The organism is Streptomyces antibioticus (assembly GCF_002019855.1).
GTDB classification, from domain to species: domain Bacteria; phylum Actinomycetota; class Actinomycetes; order Streptomycetales; family Streptomycetaceae; genus Streptomyces; species Streptomyces antibioticus_B.
In genome coordinates, this window is sequence record NZ_CM007717.1 from 1,787,167 (window position 1) to 1,804,441 (window position 17,275).

The 17,275-nt window shown below is 72.0% G+C and carries 18 protein-coding genes and 6 tRNA genes; 9 read left to right on the plus strand and 15 right to left on the minus strand.

Going from position 1 to position 17,275, the window contains the following annotated elements:
• Positions 1 to 29 precede the first annotated feature (29 nt).
• From AFM16_RS07905 to AFM16_RS07925, 5 genes are all read right to left on the minus strand, one after another.
• Positions 30 to 908: a carbohydrate ABC transporter permease gene (locus tag AFM16_RS07905; RefSeq protein ID WP_078632886.1), complete on the minus strand. Its 879-nt coding sequence runs from the start codon at positions 906 to 908 to the stop codon at positions 30 to 32.
• Positions 905 to 1,864, minus strand: coding sequence for a carbohydrate ABC transporter permease (locus tag AFM16_RS07910; RefSeq protein WP_030786000.1), 960 nt, complete (start codon positions 1,862 to 1,864; stop codon positions 905 to 907). The genes AFM16_RS07905 and AFM16_RS07910 overlap by 4 nt, the downstream gene beginning before the upstream one ends.
• Before the next feature lie 14 nt (positions 1,865 to 1,878).
• Complete coding sequence (locus AFM16_RS07915) at positions 1,879 to 3,165, minus strand: ABC transporter substrate-binding protein (protein WP_078632887.1); 1,287 nt, start codon at positions 3,163 to 3,165, stop codon at positions 1,879 to 1,881.
• A 261-nt stretch (positions 3,166 to 3,426) separates the two neighbouring features.
• Positions 3,427 to 3,498: transfer RNA gene (locus AFM16_RS07920), tRNA-Val, on the minus strand.
• 78 nt (positions 3,499 to 3,576) lie between these two features.
• Positions 3,577 to 4,038 (minus strand): TIGR02611 family protein, encoded by a 462-nt coding sequence (locus AFM16_RS07925; RefSeq protein ID WP_078632888.1) that lies wholly within the window; start codon positions 4,036 to 4,038, stop codon positions 3,577 to 3,579.
• Positions 4,039 to 4,229: 191 nt separating this feature from the next.
• Between AFM16_RS07925 and AFM16_RS07930 the strand changes: the two genes are divergently transcribed.
• Together AFM16_RS07930 and AFM16_RS07935 are read left to right on the plus strand one after the other, a co-directional pair.
• Entirely contained in the window at positions 4,230 to 4,643 is a 414-nt protein-coding gene (locus AFM16_RS07930) for an SsgA family sporulation/cell division regulator (RefSeq protein WP_004002642.1), read from the plus strand.
• A 596-nt stretch (positions 4,644 to 5,239) separates the two neighbouring features.
• Positions 5,240 to 5,800: a CGNR zinc finger domain-containing protein gene (locus AFM16_RS07935; RefSeq protein WP_030786014.1), complete on the plus strand. Its 561-nt coding sequence runs from the start codon at positions 5,240 to 5,242 to the stop codon at positions 5,798 to 5,800.
• A 48-nt stretch (positions 5,801 to 5,848) separates the two neighbouring features.
• On the opposite strand, the gene AFM16_RS39300 is transcribed toward AFM16_RS07935, so the two are convergent.
• Both AFM16_RS39300 and AFM16_RS07940 read right to left on the minus strand, forming a co-directional pair.
• Positions 5,849 to 6,001: a hypothetical protein gene (locus tag AFM16_RS39300; RefSeq protein ID WP_020138043.1), complete on the minus strand. Its 153-nt coding sequence runs from the start codon at positions 5,999 to 6,001 to the stop codon at positions 5,849 to 5,851.
• Between the two features lie 203 nt (positions 6,002 to 6,204).
• The gene (locus AFM16_RS07940) at positions 6,205 to 6,639 is read right to left on the minus strand and encodes a hypothetical protein (protein ID WP_030786017.1); all 435 of its coding nucleotides are present in this window, start codon (positions 6,637 to 6,639) and stop codon (positions 6,205 to 6,207) included.
• A 166-nt stretch (positions 6,640 to 6,805) separates the two neighbouring features.
• Between AFM16_RS07940 and AFM16_RS07945 the strand changes: the two genes are divergently transcribed.
• Positions 6,806 to 7,372 carry a DsbA family protein gene (locus AFM16_RS07945; RefSeq protein ID WP_078632889.1) on the plus strand — a complete coding sequence of 189 codons (567 nt, stop codon included), beginning with the start codon at positions 6,806 to 6,808 and terminating at the stop codon, positions 7,370 to 7,372.
• Positions 7,373 to 7,390: 18 nt separating this feature from the next.
• Here AFM16_RS07945 and AFM16_RS07950 read toward each other — a convergent pair whose 3' ends face one another.
• From AFM16_RS07950 to AFM16_RS07960, 3 genes are all read right to left on the minus strand, one after another.
• The gene (locus AFM16_RS07950; RefSeq protein ID WP_179123257.1) at positions 7,391 to 8,212 is read right to left on the minus strand and encodes a GNAT family N-acetyltransferase; all 822 of its coding nucleotides are present in this window, start codon (positions 8,210 to 8,212) and stop codon (positions 7,391 to 7,393) included.
• Positions 8,213 to 8,287: 75 nt separating this feature from the next.
• A complete protein-coding gene (locus tag AFM16_RS07955; protein ID WP_078632891.1) occupies positions 8,288 to 9,109 on the minus strand; it encodes an aminotransferase class IV in 822 nt (273 codons plus the stop codon).
• An 11-nt stretch (positions 9,110 to 9,120) separates the two neighbouring features.
• Positions 9,121 to 10,170 (minus strand): chorismate-binding protein, encoded by a 1,050-nt coding sequence (locus AFM16_RS07960; protein ID WP_078632892.1) that lies wholly within the window; start codon positions 10,168 to 10,170, stop codon positions 9,121 to 9,123.
• Positions 10,171 to 10,403: 233 nt separating this feature from the next.
• Between AFM16_RS07960 and AFM16_RS07965 the strand changes: the two genes are divergently transcribed.
• The 5 genes from AFM16_RS07965 (at position 10,404) to AFM16_RS07985 (ending at position 10,862) form a co-directional block, all read left to right on the plus strand.
• Positions 10,404 to 10,476 (plus strand) — tRNA-Gly (locus AFM16_RS07965).
• A 38-nt stretch (positions 10,477 to 10,514) separates the two neighbouring features.
• A tRNA-Cys gene (locus AFM16_RS07970) sits at positions 10,515 to 10,588 on the plus strand.
• A gap of 1 nt (position 10,589) precedes the next feature.
• Positions 10,590 to 10,661: transfer RNA gene (locus tag AFM16_RS07975), tRNA-Val, on the plus strand.
• 23 nt (positions 10,662 to 10,684) lie between these two features.
• Positions 10,685 to 10,756, plus strand: a tRNA-Val gene (locus AFM16_RS07980).
• Between the two features lie 34 nt (positions 10,757 to 10,790).
• A tRNA-Val gene (locus AFM16_RS07985) sits at positions 10,791 to 10,862 on the plus strand.
• Between the two features lie 68 nt (positions 10,863 to 10,930).
• Here AFM16_RS07985 and AFM16_RS07990 read toward each other — a convergent pair.
• The 3 genes from AFM16_RS07990 to AFM16_RS08000 form a co-directional block, all read right to left on the minus strand.
• The gene (locus AFM16_RS07990) at positions 10,931 to 11,230 is read right to left on the minus strand and encodes a TFIIB-type zinc ribbon-containing protein (protein WP_030786033.1); all 300 of its coding nucleotides are present in this window, start codon (positions 11,228 to 11,230) and stop codon (positions 10,931 to 10,933) included.
• Positions 11,231 to 11,311: 81 nt separating this feature from the next.
• On the minus strand, positions 11,312 to 12,271 hold the full coding sequence (locus tag AFM16_RS07995; protein ID WP_078632893.1) for a phosphotransferase family protein: 960 nt from the start codon (positions 12,269 to 12,271) through the stop codon (positions 11,312 to 11,314).
• 313 nt (positions 12,272 to 12,584) lie between these two features.
• On the minus strand, positions 12,585 to 12,779 hold the full coding sequence (locus AFM16_RS08000) for a hypothetical protein (protein WP_078632894.1): 195 nt from the start codon (positions 12,777 to 12,779) through the stop codon (positions 12,585 to 12,587).
• 588 nt (positions 12,780 to 13,367) lie between these two features.
• On the opposite strand from AFM16_RS08000, the gene AFM16_RS08005 reads away from it, so the two are divergent.
• Positions 13,368 to 14,798: a serine/threonine-protein kinase gene (locus AFM16_RS08005; protein WP_078632895.1), complete on the plus strand. Its 1,431-nt coding sequence runs from the start codon at positions 13,368 to 13,370 to the stop codon at positions 14,796 to 14,798.
• Positions 14,799 to 14,930: 132 nt separating this feature from the next.
• On the opposite strand, the gene AFM16_RS08010 is transcribed toward AFM16_RS08005, so the two are convergent.
• Positions 14,931 to 15,749: a TrmH family RNA methyltransferase gene (locus tag AFM16_RS08010; protein ID WP_030786041.1), complete on the minus strand. Its 819-nt coding sequence runs from the start codon at positions 15,747 to 15,749 to the stop codon at positions 14,931 to 14,933.
• Positions 15,750 to 15,812: 63 nt separating this feature from the next.
• On the minus strand, positions 15,813 to 17,045 hold the full coding sequence (gene cobA, locus AFM16_RS08015; protein WP_078632896.1) for a uroporphyrinogen-III C-methyltransferase: 1,233 nt from the start codon (positions 17,043 to 17,045) through the stop codon (positions 15,813 to 15,815).
• Between the last annotated feature and the right edge of the window lie 230 nt (positions 17,046 to 17,275).

Below are 17,275 nucleotides of genomic sequence, written 5' to 3' on the forward strand. Positions count from 1 at the left end.
CGGGAACCGCCTCACTTCAGTCACTTCAGTCACTTCAGTCCGGAGGTCGCCATGCCGTCGATGAGGTACCGCTGGAAGGCCATGAAGAAGGCCACGACCGGCACCAGCGCCACCAGCGACATCGCGATCATGCTGCCGTAGTTCGAGATCCCCTCCTGATCGCGGAACATCATCAGACCGAGCGACACGGTGTACTTGGAGGGGGTGTTGAGGTAGATCAACGGCCCCATGAAGTCGTTCCAGGCGTTGATGAAGGTGAAGATGGCGCTGGTGATGAGGGCGGGGCGGGTCAGCGGCAGGACGACGGACCAGTAGGTCCGCAGATGCCCGCAGCCGTCGAGCCGGGCGGCCTCGTCCAGTTCCCGCGGCAGCCCGCGCATGAACTGCACCATCAGGAAGACGAAGAACGCCTCGGTGGCGAGGAACTTGCCCGCGACCAGCGGCACCAGCGTGTCGATCAGCTCCAGGTTGCGGAAGAGCACGTACTGCGGGATGAGCAGCACGTGGTACGGCAGCAGCAGGGTGCCGATCATCAGGGTGAAGAGCAGGTTCCGCCCGGCGAACCGGATCTTGGCGAAGGCGTAGGCGGTCAGCGAGCTGGACACGACGACACCGACCACGGCGAGCACGGCGTACATCAGGGAGTTCACGAAGAAACTGCTGACGGGGATGCCGGAGATGCCGTCGGCGAGCCCGGAGAAGTTCGCCCAGACCGGTTCGGTGGGCAGCAGGTCCAGGCTGGCGATGATGTCCTTGCTCGGTTTGAACGAGGCGCCGACGACCCAGACCACGGGATACAGGACGACGGCGAGGACGAGCAGGGCGCCGAGGTGCCAGACGAGGGAGCCGCCGCGCCGTCGCCGACGGGTGAGCGTGCTCCGCGGTGCGGGGCTGGTGGCGGTGGTCACTTGCCGGCCTCCTCGTAGTGCACCCACTTCTTCTGCGACCGGAACAGCACGGCCGTGACGAGTCCCACCGCGAGCACCAGCGTCCAGGCCATCGCGGAGGCGAAGCCCATCTGGGCCTCCTTGAAGCCCTTCTGGTAGAGGTAGCAGGTGTAGACGAGCGTGGCGTCGGCGGGCCCGCACCGGGTGTCGGAGACGACGTACGCGGAGCCGAACACCTGGAACGCGTGGATGGACTCCAGCAGCACGTTGAAGAACAGCACCGGGGAAATCATCGGCAGCGTGATGTTCCAGAACCGCCGCACGGGCCCGGCGCCGTCGACCTCGGCGGCCTCGTACAGCTCCCGCGGCACCTGTTTGAGGCCGGCCAGGAAGATGACCATGGGCGCGCCGAACTGCCAGATGCTCAGGGCCACCAGGGCGTAGAGGACGTAGTCCGGGTTGCCGATCCAGCCGCCCACGTCGACGCCGAGGATCTTCTGGCCGCGGTCCACGATCGCGTCGTCCGAGAACAGCGCCCGCCACACGAAGCCGACGGAGACACTCGCGCCGATCAGCGAGGGCATGTAGAACGCGGCCCGGTAGAGGCCCTGTCCGCGCCGCCGCTGGGCGAGCAGCAGCGCGACGCCGAGCGCGAGCAGCAGCTTGAGCGGGGTGGCCACGACGACGTACTTGAGCGTGACCTCCACCGACTTCTGCCAGCGGGGGTCCTGGAACATCGTGGTGAAGTTGTCCAGCCCCACCCACTTCGGCGGGGTGAACAGGTTGTAGCTGGTGAACGCGTAGTACAGCGAGGCGATCATCGGCCCGGCCGTGAGCAGCAGGAAGCCCGCGATCCACGGCGACATGAAGAGGTATCCGGCGAGGTTCTCGCGGCGCCGTCCGCGCCGCCCGGCGGCGGGTGCGGCGGGGCGCCGCTTCCCGGCCGGGCGGGCGGGCGCTTCCTTGACGAGCGTCATGGCGGTACGTCCCCTCAGCCCGCGAACGCGGCCTTGGCCTCGCTGAACAGCGCCTTGGCGGCGTCGGCCGGCTTGCTCTTGCCCTGGGCGACCTCACCGCCGATGCGCAGGAAGGCGGCCTCGACGACATCGGCGCCGGAGGGGTGCGGGGTGATCTTCCCGAGCGCTCCGGCGGCGGCGACCTCCTCCTCGTACGCCTTGACGCCCTTGTTGTTGTCGTCGGTGGGGGTGAAGGCGTCGTACTGCTCGGTCGTGGCGAGGATGCCGCGGTCGTAGCCCATGATCGTGCCCACCTCGGGGTCGTGGACCATGAAGTCGATGAACCGGGCGGCCTCCTCGGGGTGCTTGGTCCCGGAGAAGGCGCTGAGCATGAGCGAGCCGAGGTACTGGCCGGTGTCCTTGCCGTCCCCGGTGGGGATCGGTGCGAGGCCGTAGTCCGACTCGCCCTCGCCCTCGTAGCGGATGGAGAAGTTGTCCCAGGTGAACTCGGACGCGGCGAGTCCGGCGGAGAGGGCGGACTTGGGCTTGACCTGCTCGACCTTCTTCGGGTCGGCGACGAGCCCGGACTTCACGCGCTTGTGGCCGTCCTCCCACCACTGCGTCAGATCGTCCTCGGTGAAGCCGAGTCCGGAGTCGGTGAAGAACGCCTTGCCGTTCTGACGCAGATACAGGTCGTAGAGGTACATGATGCTGAAGTAACCGGTGTCACCGGCGATCCTCAGCTTGTCCTGGATCGTCTGGAGGGCGGTGAAGTACTCGTCCCAGGTCCAGCCGAACTCCGGTGTCACGCCCGCCTTCTGAAAGGCTTTGAGGTCGATGACGAGCGCCATGGTGTTGGCGCCGACGGGTATGCCGATCTGCTTGCCGTCGACCTGACCGTTCGCCAGAACGCCGTTGCGGAAGTTCTCCAGGCTCAGATTCCCGGCGTCCGCCTGCCCCTTGAGATCCATCAGGACGCCGCGCTTGTCGTACTTGCGCAGGAAACCCACGGCATTCTGGAAAACATCCGGCGGATTCCCGCCGGACGCCTGGGTCTGGAACTTCTCCCAGAACGCTTCGTAGTCCGTGAATTCGGGCTTGATCCTGATCTTCGGGTGCTTCTTCTCGAAGAGCGCGATGGTCTTCTTGATGGCGATGGCCCGCGGCTCGCCGCCCCACCAGGCGTAACGGAGGGTCACCGTCCCGTCGCCCGAGCCGCCGTCACCACCGCATCCGGTCGTCGCGGCCAGCCCGAGCGTGGCGGCCGCCGCCCCGGCCGCCTTCAGGACCGTTCGCCTCTCCACATGCCTGCTGGTTCCCATGGTGGGGCCCTCCCCGCAGCGTCGTTGCCACTTGCGTGATCCGTGCATGAATCGTTTCAAGAAAGCGCTTGCTGGCACAAGGTACGAGGGGGTGGGGGGAGCGTCAATGATTCGGACAGGAATTTCTGGCCGGGCCGGGTGCGGCGACCCTCATGGCGAGGACCCGGGCGCGGCGCGGGCAGGGCGGAGACACGGCACCGACCCGCTGCGGATATGACTACGGCCCGCCTGCTCTGTCGCAGACGGGCCGTGGTCCCGGGGTGGGCGATACTGGGTTCGAACCAGTGACCTCTTCGGTGTGAACGAAGCGCTCTCCCACTGAGCTAATCGTCCGGGCGCAGGAAGAACATTACCCCATGTCAGGGGATGCCTGTGACCATCGCCGGACGGCCCCCGCGCCGCTGCCGCCGCTCACTGGTCCTTGATCTTCCAGGGCATCTCGAAGCCGAACTTCCACAGGTAGACGGCCGTCAGCGCGCCGATGATCACCAGGCCGATGGAGGTCAGGATGATGTTGCGGCGCCGGACCTTCGGGTCGAGGGCGCGCTGGGCGGCCTCGGTGACCTTGCGCTTGGTCCAGCGCAGCACGAGCTGGGCCCAGACGAACTCGGTCGCCCAGATCGCCATGCCGCCGAAGATCACGACCCAGCCGGGTCCCGGCAGCGGCAGCATGATCACGCCGGCGACGACCACCGCCAGGCCCAGGATGAAGACACCGACCTGCCAGCTCAGGTGCAGCATGCGGCGGGCCTTGACGAACTCGGGCGCCCTGGAGCCGAGCCCCTGCGCGGCCTGCTCCCGCTCCGCCTCGCCCCCGTCGGTCCCGTCCACCGCCATGGCCACCTCGCCAGGCTTGTCACTCCCCGTATTCATACAGCCAGACCTTACCCGAGAGATTCCGATCACCGGAATGGTGGTACTTCGCGAACGCACCCTCGGCCGGAAGAGTTACGTAAAGGCACGCAAAACACTCAGAGGGGTTTACAACGGCACCGTAGGTGGCATGTCGATTTCGCCGACGTGCGAATCCCCGAGCGCACACTGAGCGAAAGGCCCTGGCGCTTATGAACACCACGGTCAGCTGCGAGCTGCACCTGCGCCTCGTTGTGTCGAGCGAGTCCTCCCTGCCTGTCCCCGCAGGACTGCGGTACGACACGGCCGACCCCTACGCCGTGCACGCCACCTTCCACACCGGAGCCGAGGAAACCGTCGAATGGGTGTTCGCCCGTGATCTCCTCGCGGAGGGGCTGCATCGGCCCACGGGTACCGGCGACGTCCGTGTCTGGCCGTCGCGCAGCCACGGTCAGGGCGTCGTCTGCATCGCCCTGAGCTCTCCGGAGGGCGAGGCACTGCTCGAGGCCCCGGCGCGGGCCCTGGAGTCCTTCCTGAAGCGGACGGACGCGGCCGTGCCTCCCGGCACGGAACACCGGCACTTCGATCTCGACCAAGAGCTCTCGCACATCCTGGCGGAAAGCTAGGGCGAGGCTCACCATGAGCCGCCCGGCGCCGTCCACTCGGGGAGACGGCTCGGGCTAAGACAACCGCATACGGTATGCGCCTACGCCGCGCCACGGATCGTCGTGGTGCGGCGTAGGCATGTCTTTTGTGCGGGTGCGGGTGCGTCCGCGATGCGGGCGGGGTGCGTGTCGGGCCCCCGCCCGGCCTGGCGAGCCCGGGAGCGTCGCCTCCTCCCCGGGGGGCAGCGGGCGAGGCGGGGTGCCCGGCGTGACGGGGCCTCCATTGCCTTCCACAGCGCCGGCGCGGCCGCCGCGGGATCGTCCCTGGCGCGGTCGCCGCACGCTGGGCAGTCGTACTCGTCCACCGCGTCGATCGGGACCTCGCGCCGGACGCCGGTCTCCGCGCCCCCCGCAGAGGCCGGCGTCCGGGTTTGTTGGATCAAGGGGTTACTTGTCGGTTGTCGGGGGGTGTGCCGGGGTGAGTGGGTTGGCATGCTGGGGGTGCGGGGTGCCGAACGGGCCCCCTGGTGGCTGGGCCGTGGCTTGTGGGGCCGGGGCGGCTACCATCGGCCAGCATCGGCGGGCGCCCGCCCGACCCACAGGCCAGGGAGCGAAACGTGCTGATCACCCACGACACCCGGTGTGCGCTCGACGCCGTGGTGGATCTGGTGAACACCGCACCGGAGGACGAGACGACCCCGGACGCGCTGCCGGACGTCGCCGCCCTCGCGGAGTTCGTACGAGCGCACGACATCAGTGACGTAGGCGTACTCTCCGAGTTCGACCTGTCCGCCGTCCGCAAGATCCGCGGCCGGTTCGCCGGGATCTTCGCGGCGTCGGACGCCCGGGTCGCCGCCGGGATGATCAACGATCTGGTCGCCGCCGCCGGCACCACCCCCCGGCTCACCGACCATGACGGCTACGACTGGCATGTGCACTACTTCGCGCCCGGTGCCTCCATCGCGGACCACCTGGCGGCCGACTGCGGCATGGCGCTGGCCTTCTTCGTGGTGGCCGGGGAGCAGGAGCGGCTGCGGCGCTGCGAGGCCCCGGACTGCCGGCGCGCCTTCGTCGATCTCTCCCGCAACCGTTCGCGCCGGTACTGCGACAGCCGGACCTGCGGGAACCGTCTCCATGTGGCCGCCTACCGGGCGCGTCGCAAGGAGGCCGCGGGCTGAGATGCCGACGCGGCCCCGGCGGGTGACGCCGGGGACCGCGGGTACGGCTCAGAGCAGCAGCAGGTCGTGCAGCGCAGCCATGAGCAGCAGACACCCGATCACCGCAAGGAAGATCATCAGCGGTGGCTGGGAAAGGGCGAAGAGGCACCCGCGCGGCTCGTCCTGAGGCGGCGCGGCGTCGCTCTGTGTCGTGTCCAGCATCTCGCGGGCGATGATGACGCAGGCCAGGCACCCGGCGCGATCAGCGCGCCCGGAATGAGCGGGAGTTCGCCGAATTCCTTGATGTCGGTTTCAGGCCGTGATCACTTCCGCGCGGACCGCGGCCGACTGTGTCGTTTCAGCCGACGAACCGTGTCACACGCCGCACACGCTTCACACACCGCACACGTGTCACACACAGCGCTTCATATGCCGTGCTTCTTGAGGATGGCCTCGATGTCGCTGAAGTCGTCGGCGCCGCCCTGGGCGCGCGGTGCGGCGGCGGGGCGGGTGCCCTGGCCCAGCGAGGGCGCCGAGGCGCCCGCGGCCACGGCGTCGGACCGCTCGGCGCGTGCCGCCGCTCTGCGCTCCTTGCGGGTGCCGCCACGGCGGCGCTCCACCGCGCGCGTGGTCGCGAAGAGGGCCCAGGCCGCGCCGAGCACACCGAACCCGGCCCACGCGGTGGGGCTGAAGGCCGTGTCGGCGAGCCACTCCACGATCCCGGTCATCACCAGGCCGAGCGGCAGCAGGGAGTAGGCCGCGATCCGGGCGGCCGACAGGAAACGCTTGCGGTACGCGGTGACCCCCGCGATGCCCAGGCCGGCCACGGCGACGGCGGAACAGACGGTCTCGGCAATCATCCGGTCCTCCAGGCAGGCACATGCGGGCGAGCGCTTCGTCCCTTCCATCCTGCACCCCCGGCCCGCCCTCGGGCCATGTTCCGGCCCCAGATCAGGGACATCTCCGGGTCGCCTCCTCCACAGGTGCCGGTCACGGCGTGCGCCCGCGGGCTGGGAGACTGGGGGCATGAGTGAGTCCTCCCCGTCCTCCCCCGCCGCCTCCGCGTCCCCGGCCGGCTCCCCCGCCCGTCCCCCCGTCGTTCTTGAGGTGTGGTGCGAGCTCCAGTGCCCGGACTGCCGTCACGCCCTGGACGACCTGCGCGCGCTGCGCGAGCGCTACGGCGACCGGCTGGAGCTGCGGCTGCGGCACTTCCCGCTGGAGAAGCACAAGCACTCCTTCGCCGCCGCACAGGCCGCCGAGGAGGCCCTTGAGCAGGGCGACGGCTGGCCGTACGTCGAGGCGGTGCTGGGCCGGGTCGAGGAGCTGGACCGTAGGGGCGAACCCTTCCTGGTCGAGGTCGCCGGTGAACTCGGCCTCGACGCCGAGGAGTTCGACACCGCCCTGATCGACGGCCGGCACATCCTGATCGTGGACGCCGATCAGGCCGAGGGCAAGGCGATCGGAGTCACCGGTACGCCGACGTACGTCATCGGGGGCGAGCGCCTCGACGGCGGCAAGAGCCAGGAGGGGCTGCGCGAGCGCGTCGAGGAGATCGCCGACCGGCTGCTGGCCGAACAGGGCGACAAGATCTAGAGCAGGGGCCTGTGCGATCTAGAGCAGGGGTTTGTACATCGTGTGGCTCACCGGCACGTACCCCAGCGACGCGTAGAGCCGTTCGGCCGCGGTGTTGCCGGCGAAGACGTTGAGGCCGATCACGCGCTTGCCGGCGGCGACGGCCTGGGCCTCGGCCAGCAGCATCAGGGACCGGCCGTGGCCCCGGCCCCGGTGGGGTTCCTCGGTCTCGACGTCGTAGACGTACGCCCGCTCCCCCGCGACGCCCAGCCAGAGCATGCCGACCCGCTCGCCCTCGTGTTCCAGGACGCTGATCAGCATGTCCTTGGTGGCGAGGCCGTCCGGCAGGAGCGCGTCGGTGTCCTGTTCGGCCTTGGTGCGGGCCTCGGCCTCGGGGACCCCGCGGCTGCTCCAGTCCCGCGTGTACTCCTCCAGTCCGTGCCGCCGCCACGGCCCGTACTCGGCCTCGGTGAGGGGCCGGGCCAGGCTGCCCGGGGGCAGTTCGGGGGCCGTCTCCAGCGCCTTCTCCAGGCCGCGGTTGCGGTGGACGTAGCCGAGGGCGGTGGCCAGGCGCAGGGCGTGCGCCGCGTCGGCCGGGACCCGGATCTCGATGCTGCGGCAGCCCCAGCCCCGCGCGACCTCCTCGGCGGCGAGCGCGGCCACCGCGCCCCGGCCCCGGCCGCGGTCCGGTTCGTCGATGCGCAGGTCGTCGATCCGGGCGACGGCGGGTCCGAAGCCGGGGTGGGTGGAGAGGCGTATCGCCCCGACGGGTCGGCTGTTCACGCACACCTGGTAGGGGCGCGACAGCGCCCCGCCGGTGGCGCGCTGAAGCGGCTCGGTGGGCCGCAGAGTCGTGGTCATCAGGGGGTTTCTACCCGCGATGGGCCCCCGAGTCAGCCCGTTTTCGGCGGACCGCCGCCTCCCCCGTCCCGCGGGCTACGGGTCGAGGTCGTCGCCCGCGCGCTCCTCGAAGATCCGCATCGCCTTGGCGGTCACCGGGCCGGGGGCGCCGGGCAGTTCGCGGGTGTCGACGCGATGGACGGCCTGGACGTCCCGCAGGGTGGAGGTGAGGAAGATCTCGTCGGCGTGTTCCAGCACGTCGATCGGGAGGTCGGTCTCCTTGGCGCCGGTCCACTCGACGGTCAGTTCCCGGGTGATGCCCGCGAGGCAGCCGGAGGCGAGCGGCGGGGTGTGGATCTCGCCGTCCAGGACGACGAAGACGTTCGACCCGGTGCCCTCGCAGAGCAGTCCGGCCGTGTTCGGGAACAGCGCCTCGGTGGCGCCGTGTTCATGGGCGCGGGCCAGGGCGACGACGTTCTCGGCGTACGAGGTGGTCTTCAGGCCGGTGAGGGCGCCGCGCTCGTTGCGGGTCCAGGGGACCGTGACGACGGCCGTGGAGTCGGCGCGGCGGGTGGACTCGCCGAGGGCGACGACAAGGGTGGCGCCGCGGTCGCCGCGGTCCGAGCCGAGCGGGCCGTGGCCGCCGGTGTAGGTGATGCGCAGCCGGCCGAGCGGCACCGGGTTGGCCTCGACGACGGCGGCGCAGGCGTGGCGGACCTCGTCGAGGTCGGGCTCGGGCAGGCCGAGGCCGCGCGCGGAGCGGGCCATGCGGTCGAGGTGGCGGGTGAGCGCGAACGTGCGGCCGCCCACCGCCTTCACCGTCTCGAAGATGCCGTCGCCCACGGTCAGTCCGTGGTCGAAGACCGAGACACGGGCGGACTCCGCGTCCTGGAGCCGGCCGTCGAGCCAGAGCTTCACTGGTTACTCCCTCACCCCGTGCCCGGGGGCTGTTCATTCGCCTCGTACGTACCCGACGCTATCGCGAGCAGCCGGGCGGCCTTCAGTTCGGTCTCCGCCCACTCGGCCTCGGGGTCGGAGCCCCAGGTGATGCCGGCGCCGGTGCCGAAGCGCAGGACGCCCTCGGCGCGGTCGATCCAGAAGGTGCGGATGCCGACGGCCAGCTCGCCGGTGCCCCGGTCGGCGTCGACCCAGCCGATGCCGCCGCAGTAGGGGCCGCGCGGCGCGGTCTCCAGGGCGTCGATGATCCGCAGGGCGCTGGACTTGGGGGCGCCGGTGACCGAGCCGGGCGGGAAGGCGGCGTCGAGCAGCTCGGGCCAGCCGGCGCCGTCGCGCAGTTCGCCGCGCACGGTCGACACGAGGTGGACCAGCCCGGGGTGCTTCTCGACGGCGCACAGGTCGGGGACGGTCACACTGCCCGTCGCGCAGACGCGCCCGATGTCGTTGCGGACGAGGTCCACGATCATGACGTTCTCGGCGTAGTCCTTGTCGAGGAGGTCCGCCTCGGTGCGCCCGGTGCCCTTGATCGGGCCGGACTCGACGATCCGGCCGGCCCGGCGCAGGAACAGCTCGGGCGAGGCGGTGGCGATCTCGACGCCGTGCCCGGGCAGGCGAATCGTTCCGGCGTACGGTGCCGGGTTGCCGCGCGCGAGCAGGGCGGTCAGGGCGTCCACGTCGGCGCCGGGGTCGACGGGCGCGGTCAGGACGCGGCAGAGGTTGGCCTGGTAGACCTCGCCGGCGGCGATGTGCTCACGGATCCGGCGCACGCCGGCCGTGTACGCGGCCCGGTCGAGGGACGACGTCCAGTCACCGGCGGCCGGGCCCCGCCAGCGGCCGGGCGCGGGCGTGGGGACGGGCTCCTCGCGGACGTCGGCGAAGCGGGCGCAGACCAGACGGCCCTCGAAGTCCGCGGCGACGGCCCAGAAACCGGTGGAGTCGAGGGCCGCGGGATCGCTGGTGACGTCGAGGAGACCGGTGGCGGCGCGGCTGCCGAAACGGGCGAGAGGAGGGAGGTGGAGCACAGTGCCGAGTCTAGGGCGGGTGCCCGCGCCGCCGGTCCGGGCCGGTCGCCGCGGGGCCCTGAGCAGGTCCGCAGTGACCGCGGGACGGCACCGGGACGGCTCGGGGACGGCTCATGGGCGGCCGCGGGCGGGGGCGCAGGGCAGCACGCTGCGCAAACGCGTTTTTGTGCTGGCCCAGGAATCCGCTAGAGTTCAGTTCGTCGCCGGGACGCGAGAGCGGACCGAAACGACAAGCGGACGTAGCTCAGTTGGTAGAGCGCAACCTTGCCAAGGTTGAGGTCGCGAGTTCGAGCCTCGTCGTCCGCTCGAAGGAATCTGGGGATCTTCTCGAACCCCGCACTCCTGGTGGAGTGGCCGAGAGGCGAGGCAACGGCCTGCAAAGCCGTCTACACGGGTTCAAATCCCGTCTCCACCTCCAAGGACGATTAGCTCAGCGGGAGAGCGCTTCCCTGACACGGAAGAGGTCACTGGTTCAATCCCAGTATCGTCCACTGAAGCCCCAGGGCTTCGACCCGCGCGATTAGCTCAGCGGGAGAGCGCTTCCCTGACACGGAAGAGGTCACTGGTTCAATCCCAGTATCGCGCACGCAGCATCCACGGCCCCCGGGTCGTGGTCCCGAGGACGATTAGCTCAGCGGGAGAGCGCTTCCCTGACACGGAAGAGGTCACTGGTTCAATCCCAGTATCGTCCACACACCGGAGCCCCCGGCCGCCTTCGCGGTCGGGGGCTTCCTCGTGGGCGCCGTCGGCCCGGCCGCCGTCAGCTCGAGAACAGCATGCGGCCGAAGCCCTTCTGACGGTGGTGGCCGTAGTGCCCACCGTGGTGGCCGCCGTGCGGGGCGCCCCAGGCGGGGGCCGCCGGCGCGGCGGGCGCGGCCGGGTACGCCTGCGGGGCGGGCGGCGCCGGGGGCGCGGGCTGCGACCACTGGGACTCCAGGCGGGTCAGCGCCTCCAGCTCGCCGTAGTCGAGGAAGATCCCCCGGCAGTTGCTGCACTGCTCTATCTGGACGCCGTTGCGGTTGTAGGTGTGCATCGGGGCGTGACACTTCGGGCACTGCATGGTTCGGGTCAACTCCTCGCAGGTCGGTCCTGTTTCGCGTACCGCCAGGACAGACTCTGCCCGGCCGCGGTCGGTTGCACCCTACGTCGTGGAGGTTCGTGCCAACTGCGGCGGGACCGAACCGATTCGGGCGCAGGCGTCCACCAGTGCCCGTTCGACCTCGTCCAGGGGGCGGTCCTCGGCGACGGCCTTCGCCGTCCAGCGGGCGGCGGTCTGCACGGTCAGGGCGCGGGCCGGGACGTCCAGGGCGGGCCAGGGGTCGCCGTCGGCGGGGACGGCCGGGCCGCCGGCGGCGCGGTAGGCGTCCAGGAAGCGGGTCCACTCCTCGGGCGGGAGCAGCCCGCAGGCGTACCAGGCGGCCGGGCGGGCGAGGTCCCAGGCCGGGACGCCCACCCCCAGGTCGTCGACGTCGATCAGCCGCCAGGGGCCTTCGGGGGCGGGGTGGCGGACGAGCTGGCCGAGGTGGAGGTCGCCGTGGCAGAGCGTGCTGGTGTCGGGCATGGGGGCCTCGGCGCGGGCCCAGGCGGGCAGGGAGTGCCAGGCACGGACGACGGGCGCGGTCGCGGCGTGGTGCGGGGCGGCCGCCCGCAGGCGGGCCACGGCCCGGGCCGCCTTGGCGGGGCCGCGCATCGGCGGCAGGGGCGGTCCGGCCGGTGCGGTCAGATGCAGACGGGCGAGCAGAGCGGCCGCCTCCTCCCAGGGGGCGGCGTCCGGGTCGTCCGGGTCCACCGGGGTGCCGTACGGCCAGAACGTGACCGGGCGGCCGTGCAACGCCACCGGCGTCGGGCTCAGCGGCGCCAGGAGGACGTCGGGCAGCCGGACGGCGACGGCGAGACGGCGGGCGAGGTCGGCGGGGGCCGTGTCCGGGGCGTGGGCCTTCGCGACGGTGTCCGCGTGGCGTACGACGGTGGCGTCGGGGCGGTCGGCGAGCGTGGCCGCGCCGCAAGGGCAGGACCGGGGCCGGGTGCCGGGAGCCTCGCCGGGGTGCGCACGGGCGCGGGCCCGGGCGGCCAGCTCGGTGAGCAGGGGGACGGCGGTCACGGGGCTCCCTGGGGCGGCGGATCGTCTCCGGTGAGGGTACGCACTGGGTGGCGGCCGGGGTCCTGGAAGTGGCTGCGGAACTGGTTCCGGGGATGGTTTCGGGGCTGGTTTCAGGGCTGGTTCCGCGACTGATTCGGGACCGGTTTCGGGACTGGCACCGGGGCTCCTTCCGGATCTGTGTCCGGACACGGCAATGCCGGCGTGGCTCCCCAGCCACGCCGGCATTTTTGCCGTCCGCCGCACCCCCGTCCCCACGGGGTTTCATGGGTGGATGTCCCCGCCCGGACCGCTCTTCCGGGCCTGGGGTCGCCGCTCAGCGCCCCAGCATCTCGCCCACGGACGACGCCTGTGTGGTCACTGTCTCCCAGCCGTCGAAGACGACGAGGAGCAGGACCGCCAGGGGAAGGGCCATCAGCGTCGCCACCAAGGGGTGGCGGCGGCCCGTGCGGCGGCGGGGCGTGGTGCGCTCCTGGGTGCGGAGGTACGTCCGCGGTGCCGGGTAGGCCATGGTCCCTCTCCTGACCGTTCAGTTGTCGTTGGCAGCGGCGAGTGCCTGACCTCGGGGGACGAGTGCTGCACCCGCCGCTTGACCTCAAATCTAGGGGCGCGGCGGGCGGCGGGCGTCATGCCGTCGTACCGAATGACGGGCCTCCCGGAGGATGAGCCATGACCTGCGGTGTACTCCCCTGGGTGGAGACCGGGTGCGCGGTCTCAGGGTCTTCCCGGAGGGGGTGTGGGCGAGGGGGTGTCCAGCAGGGGGCGCGGCGTGACTTCGCTCACTTCCCGTGCCCTCGGTGGGGCCGTCGGGCCCGCCCCGGGGACGGCTCGGGCGGGTGCCGGCGGGGCGGTCCGTGTGCCTCGGGGCGCGGCCGTGGCCGGTTCGGTCCGGTCGTCCTACGGTGTTTCAATCTCCCTTCTGCGAGGGCGGGTTGAGGTTGGCTCTTCGCCAAGGGGCGTCTGTTCCCAAGGGCTCTGACCACCCTTCACATCCGGCGCCCCGAGCCGACAATCGATCAGGTCGAGAGGGCGCGGCCTCTGCGCGCGGACGGCCGTGGAAACGTAAGCTGTGCCACGTCACACGGACCGGGCAGCGGGGATGAACATGGCGATGATGCGCCTGAGGCGCGAGGACCCGCGCGTCGTCGGCTCGTTCAGGCTTCACCGACGGCTCGGCGCGGGCGGGATGGGCGTCGTCTACCTGGGCTCCGACAAGAAGGGCCAGCGGGTCGCGCTGAAGGTGATCCGGCCCGATCTGGCCGAGGACCAGGAGTTCCGGTCGCGGTTCGCGCGCGAGGTGTCGGCCGCCCGGCGGATCCGGGGCGGCTGTACGGCGCGGCTGGTGGCGGCGGATCTGGACGCCGACCGGCCGTGGTTCGCCACGCAGTACGTGCCCGGTCCCTCCCTGCACGACAAGGTCAACGACGAGGGTCCGCTCGGGGCCGCCGAGCTGGCGGCGATCGGGGCCGCGCTGTCGGAGGGGCTCGTCGCGGTCCACGAGGCCGGGGTCGTGCACCGGGACCTCAAGCCGTCCAACATCCTGCTGTCCCCCAAGGGGCCGCGGATCATCGACTTCGGCATCGCCTGGGCGACGGGGGCGTCGACGCTGACGCATGTCGGTACGGCGGTGGGCTCCCCCGGGTTCCTCGCGCCCGAGCAGGTGCGCGGGGCGCTGGTCACGCCGGCCACGGACGTCTTCTCGCTCGGCGCCACGTTGGCGTACGCCTCGACGGCCGACTCGCCCTTCGGGCACGGCAGTTCGGAGGTGATGCTGTACCGCGTGGTGCACGAGGAGCCCCATCTGCACGGCGTGCCCGACGCGCTCGCGCCGCTGATCCGCGCGTGCCTGGCGAAGGACCCCGAGGAGCGGCCGAGCACGCTCGACCTGTCGCTGCGGCTCAAGGAGATCGCGGCCCGCGAGGCCCAGGGCATGGCCGATCCGCGCCCGCCCGCGCCCCGCGCGAGCGAGGCGGACCGGCCCACCGGGCGGCTCAGCGACACCGGCTATCCCGAACGCACCCTGCGCCAGCCGGGCGGACCCGGCACTCCCCCGCCGCGCGGCGGCGTCCCGTCCTCACGCGGCACGGCTCCCGCCTCCCGGGGCGGGGTCCCCTCCCGCGGGGGCGCCTCACGGGGCGGCAGTACGTCTCGGGGCGGCGGTGCGGCACGCGGCAACCCCGCCTCGCGCGGGGGCGGCGGTCCCGTGTCCCGGTCCGGCGGCCGCCCGTCGACCGGCGGCCGCGTCAGCCGACCGGGCAACCGCCCCGGCCCGCGCAGCGGCACGGGGCGGCCGGGGCCGCGCTCCACGGGGACGGGGCGGCGCCCCGCCAATCCGCGGCTGCTGCGCCAACGTCTGTTCGTCTTCGTGGTCGTGACCCTGCTGGTGGCCCTCGGCATCGCCGTCGTCCAGGGCTGCCAGGGCCCGGCTCGCGGCCTCGGCGACGACCACGGACGGCAGGGCTCGGCACAGGCGTACGGGCGGGTCGATACGGGGTGGCTGGTCGGCGGGCGGGGCCCGGTCGGGCGGTGACGTGACCCGGAGGCCGGTCGGGGCCCCTCGACGGCATGACGGCCCACAGTGAACCGGGGGAACGGATCAGCTCAGGTATGGACGCGGCCGAAGGTGTGGCGGCGCCTGCCGCATGTGGAACCCCAGGGCCGTCTACCGGCCCCGGCCGCCCGTCGTGACCGCGTAGAACGCCACCGCCGCTGCCGCGCCCACGTTGAGGGAGTCGACTCCGTGGGACATGGGGATGCGGACCCATTCGTCGGCTGCCATCAGGGCCTGGGTGGAGAGGCCGTCGCCCTCCGCGCCGAGCATCAGGGCGAGGCGGTCCATGGTGTGCGGGGCGGCCTCGTCGAGGGAGCGGGCCTTCTCGTCGGGGGTGAGGGCGAGCAGGGTGAAGCCGGCCTCGCGGACCGAGTCCAGGCCCTTGGGCCAGGAGTCGAGGCGGGCGTACGGCACCGAGAACACCGCGCCCATCGAGACCTTCACGCTGCGGCGGTACAGGGGGTCGGCGCAGTCCGGGGAGAGCAGGACCGCGTCCATGCCGAGGGCCGCCGCGGAGCGGAAGATCGCGCCGATGTTGGTGTGGTCGTTGACCGACTCCATGACGACGACGCGGCGCGCGGTCTGGAGGAGTTCCGCGGCCGTCGGCAGCGGCTTGCGCTGCATCGACGCGAGCGCGCCGCGGTGGACGTGGTAGCCGGTGACCTGTTCGGCCAGTTCGGGGCCGACCGCGTACACCGGGGCGGGGAGTTCGTCGATGACGTCCCGCATGACGTCGACCCACTTGGCGGACAGCAGCATGGAACGCATCTCGTATCCGGCGTCCTTGGCCCGCCGGATGACCTTCTCGCCCTCCGCGATGAACAGGCCCTCGGCCGGTTCGCGCCTGCGGCGTAGTTCGACGTCGGTCAGGCCCGTGTAGTCGCTCAGGCGGGGGTCGTCGGGGTTCTCGACACTGATGAGATCGGCCACAGGGTGATACTGCCTTGTCCTGGGTGTGGTGCCAACGGCTCGGTACGGGTGGGTTACCCTCGGTTACTCGGTGGGGCGCGGGCCCACGCCCACGACCGGGCCGACGATGATGACCGCGGGCGGCCGGACGTCCTCGGCACGGACCCGCTCGCCGACGGTCGCGAGCGTCGCGTCCACTCGGCGCTGTGTGGCCGTCGTGCCCTCCTGGACCAGGGCCACCGGGGTGTCGGCCGGCTTGCCGTGCGCGATCAGCGCCTCGGCGATCTTCCCGATCTTGTCCACGCCCATCAGGATCACGAGCGTGCCGGTGAGCTTCGCGAGGGAGGCCCAGTCGACCAGCGAACGCTCGTCGTCGGGCGCCACATGACCGCTGACCACGGTGAACTCATGGGCGACCCCGCGGTGGGTGACCGGGATGCCGGCCGCGCCCGGGACCGAGATGGAGCTGGAGATGCCGGGGACGACCGTGCAGGGGATCCCGGCCTCGGCGAGCGCCTGGAGTTCCTCCATGCCGCGGCCGAAGACGTACGGGTCGCCGCCCTTGAGACGGACCACCGACCTGCCCTGCTTGGCGTGCTCGATCAGCGCGTTGTTGATGGCCTCCTGGGCCATGTACCGGCCGTACGGGATCTTCGCCGCGTCGATCACCTCGACGTGCGGCGGGAGTTCGGCCAGCAGGTCGCGCGGGCCGAGCCGGTCGGCGATGACGACGTCCGCGCCGGCGAGCAGGCGGCGGCCGCGGACCGTGATCAGGTCGGGGTCGCCGGGACCGCCGCCGACCAGGGCGACCCCGGGGGCCCGGGTGCGGAACTGCGGGGCGACCAGGGTGCCGTCGCGCAGGCCCTCGATCACCGCGTCCCGGACGGCGGCGGTGTGGCGGGGGTCGCGGCCCTTGGCGTCCGTGGTCAGCACGGCGACGGTGACGCCTTCGCTGTGACCGGTGGCCGGGGTCCAGGCGGTGGCCCGGTCGGCGTCGTCGGAGCGGACGCACCAGACGCGGCGGCGCTCCCCCTCGGCCGACGCCAGGTTGTTCGCCTCCAGGTCGCTGGTGGAGATCAGCGCGTACCAGGCGCCCTCCAGGTCGCCCTCGGTGTAGCGGCGCCGCGACCAGGTGATCTCGCCCGCGTCCGCCATGGCCTCCACGGACGGCGTCGCCTCGGGGGACACCAGGTGGACGTCCGCGCCCGCCGCGATCAGGGCGGGCAGGCGGCGCTGGGCGACCTGGCCCCCGCCGAGGACGACGACCCGGCGGCCGGTGAGGCGGAGACCTACGGGGTAGGCGGGGTGTTCGGCCATGAGGGTGCGACTCCCTTGTGCGGCGGCGGTGCGATGCCGTGACGTGCGGATTTTATGCTGCGGCGGACATCGGCGGAGAGGGTGTCCGGTGGCTGGGCGGCGGTGGCCCGGCGACACGGGCGCGAGGGCGGTGCCGACGGCGGCGCGAGGGCGGCCGACGACACTGGCGCAGGGACGGTGTCGACACCGCGGCGGGGCGGCCGTCGGCACCGGCGCAGGGCTGTGCGCCA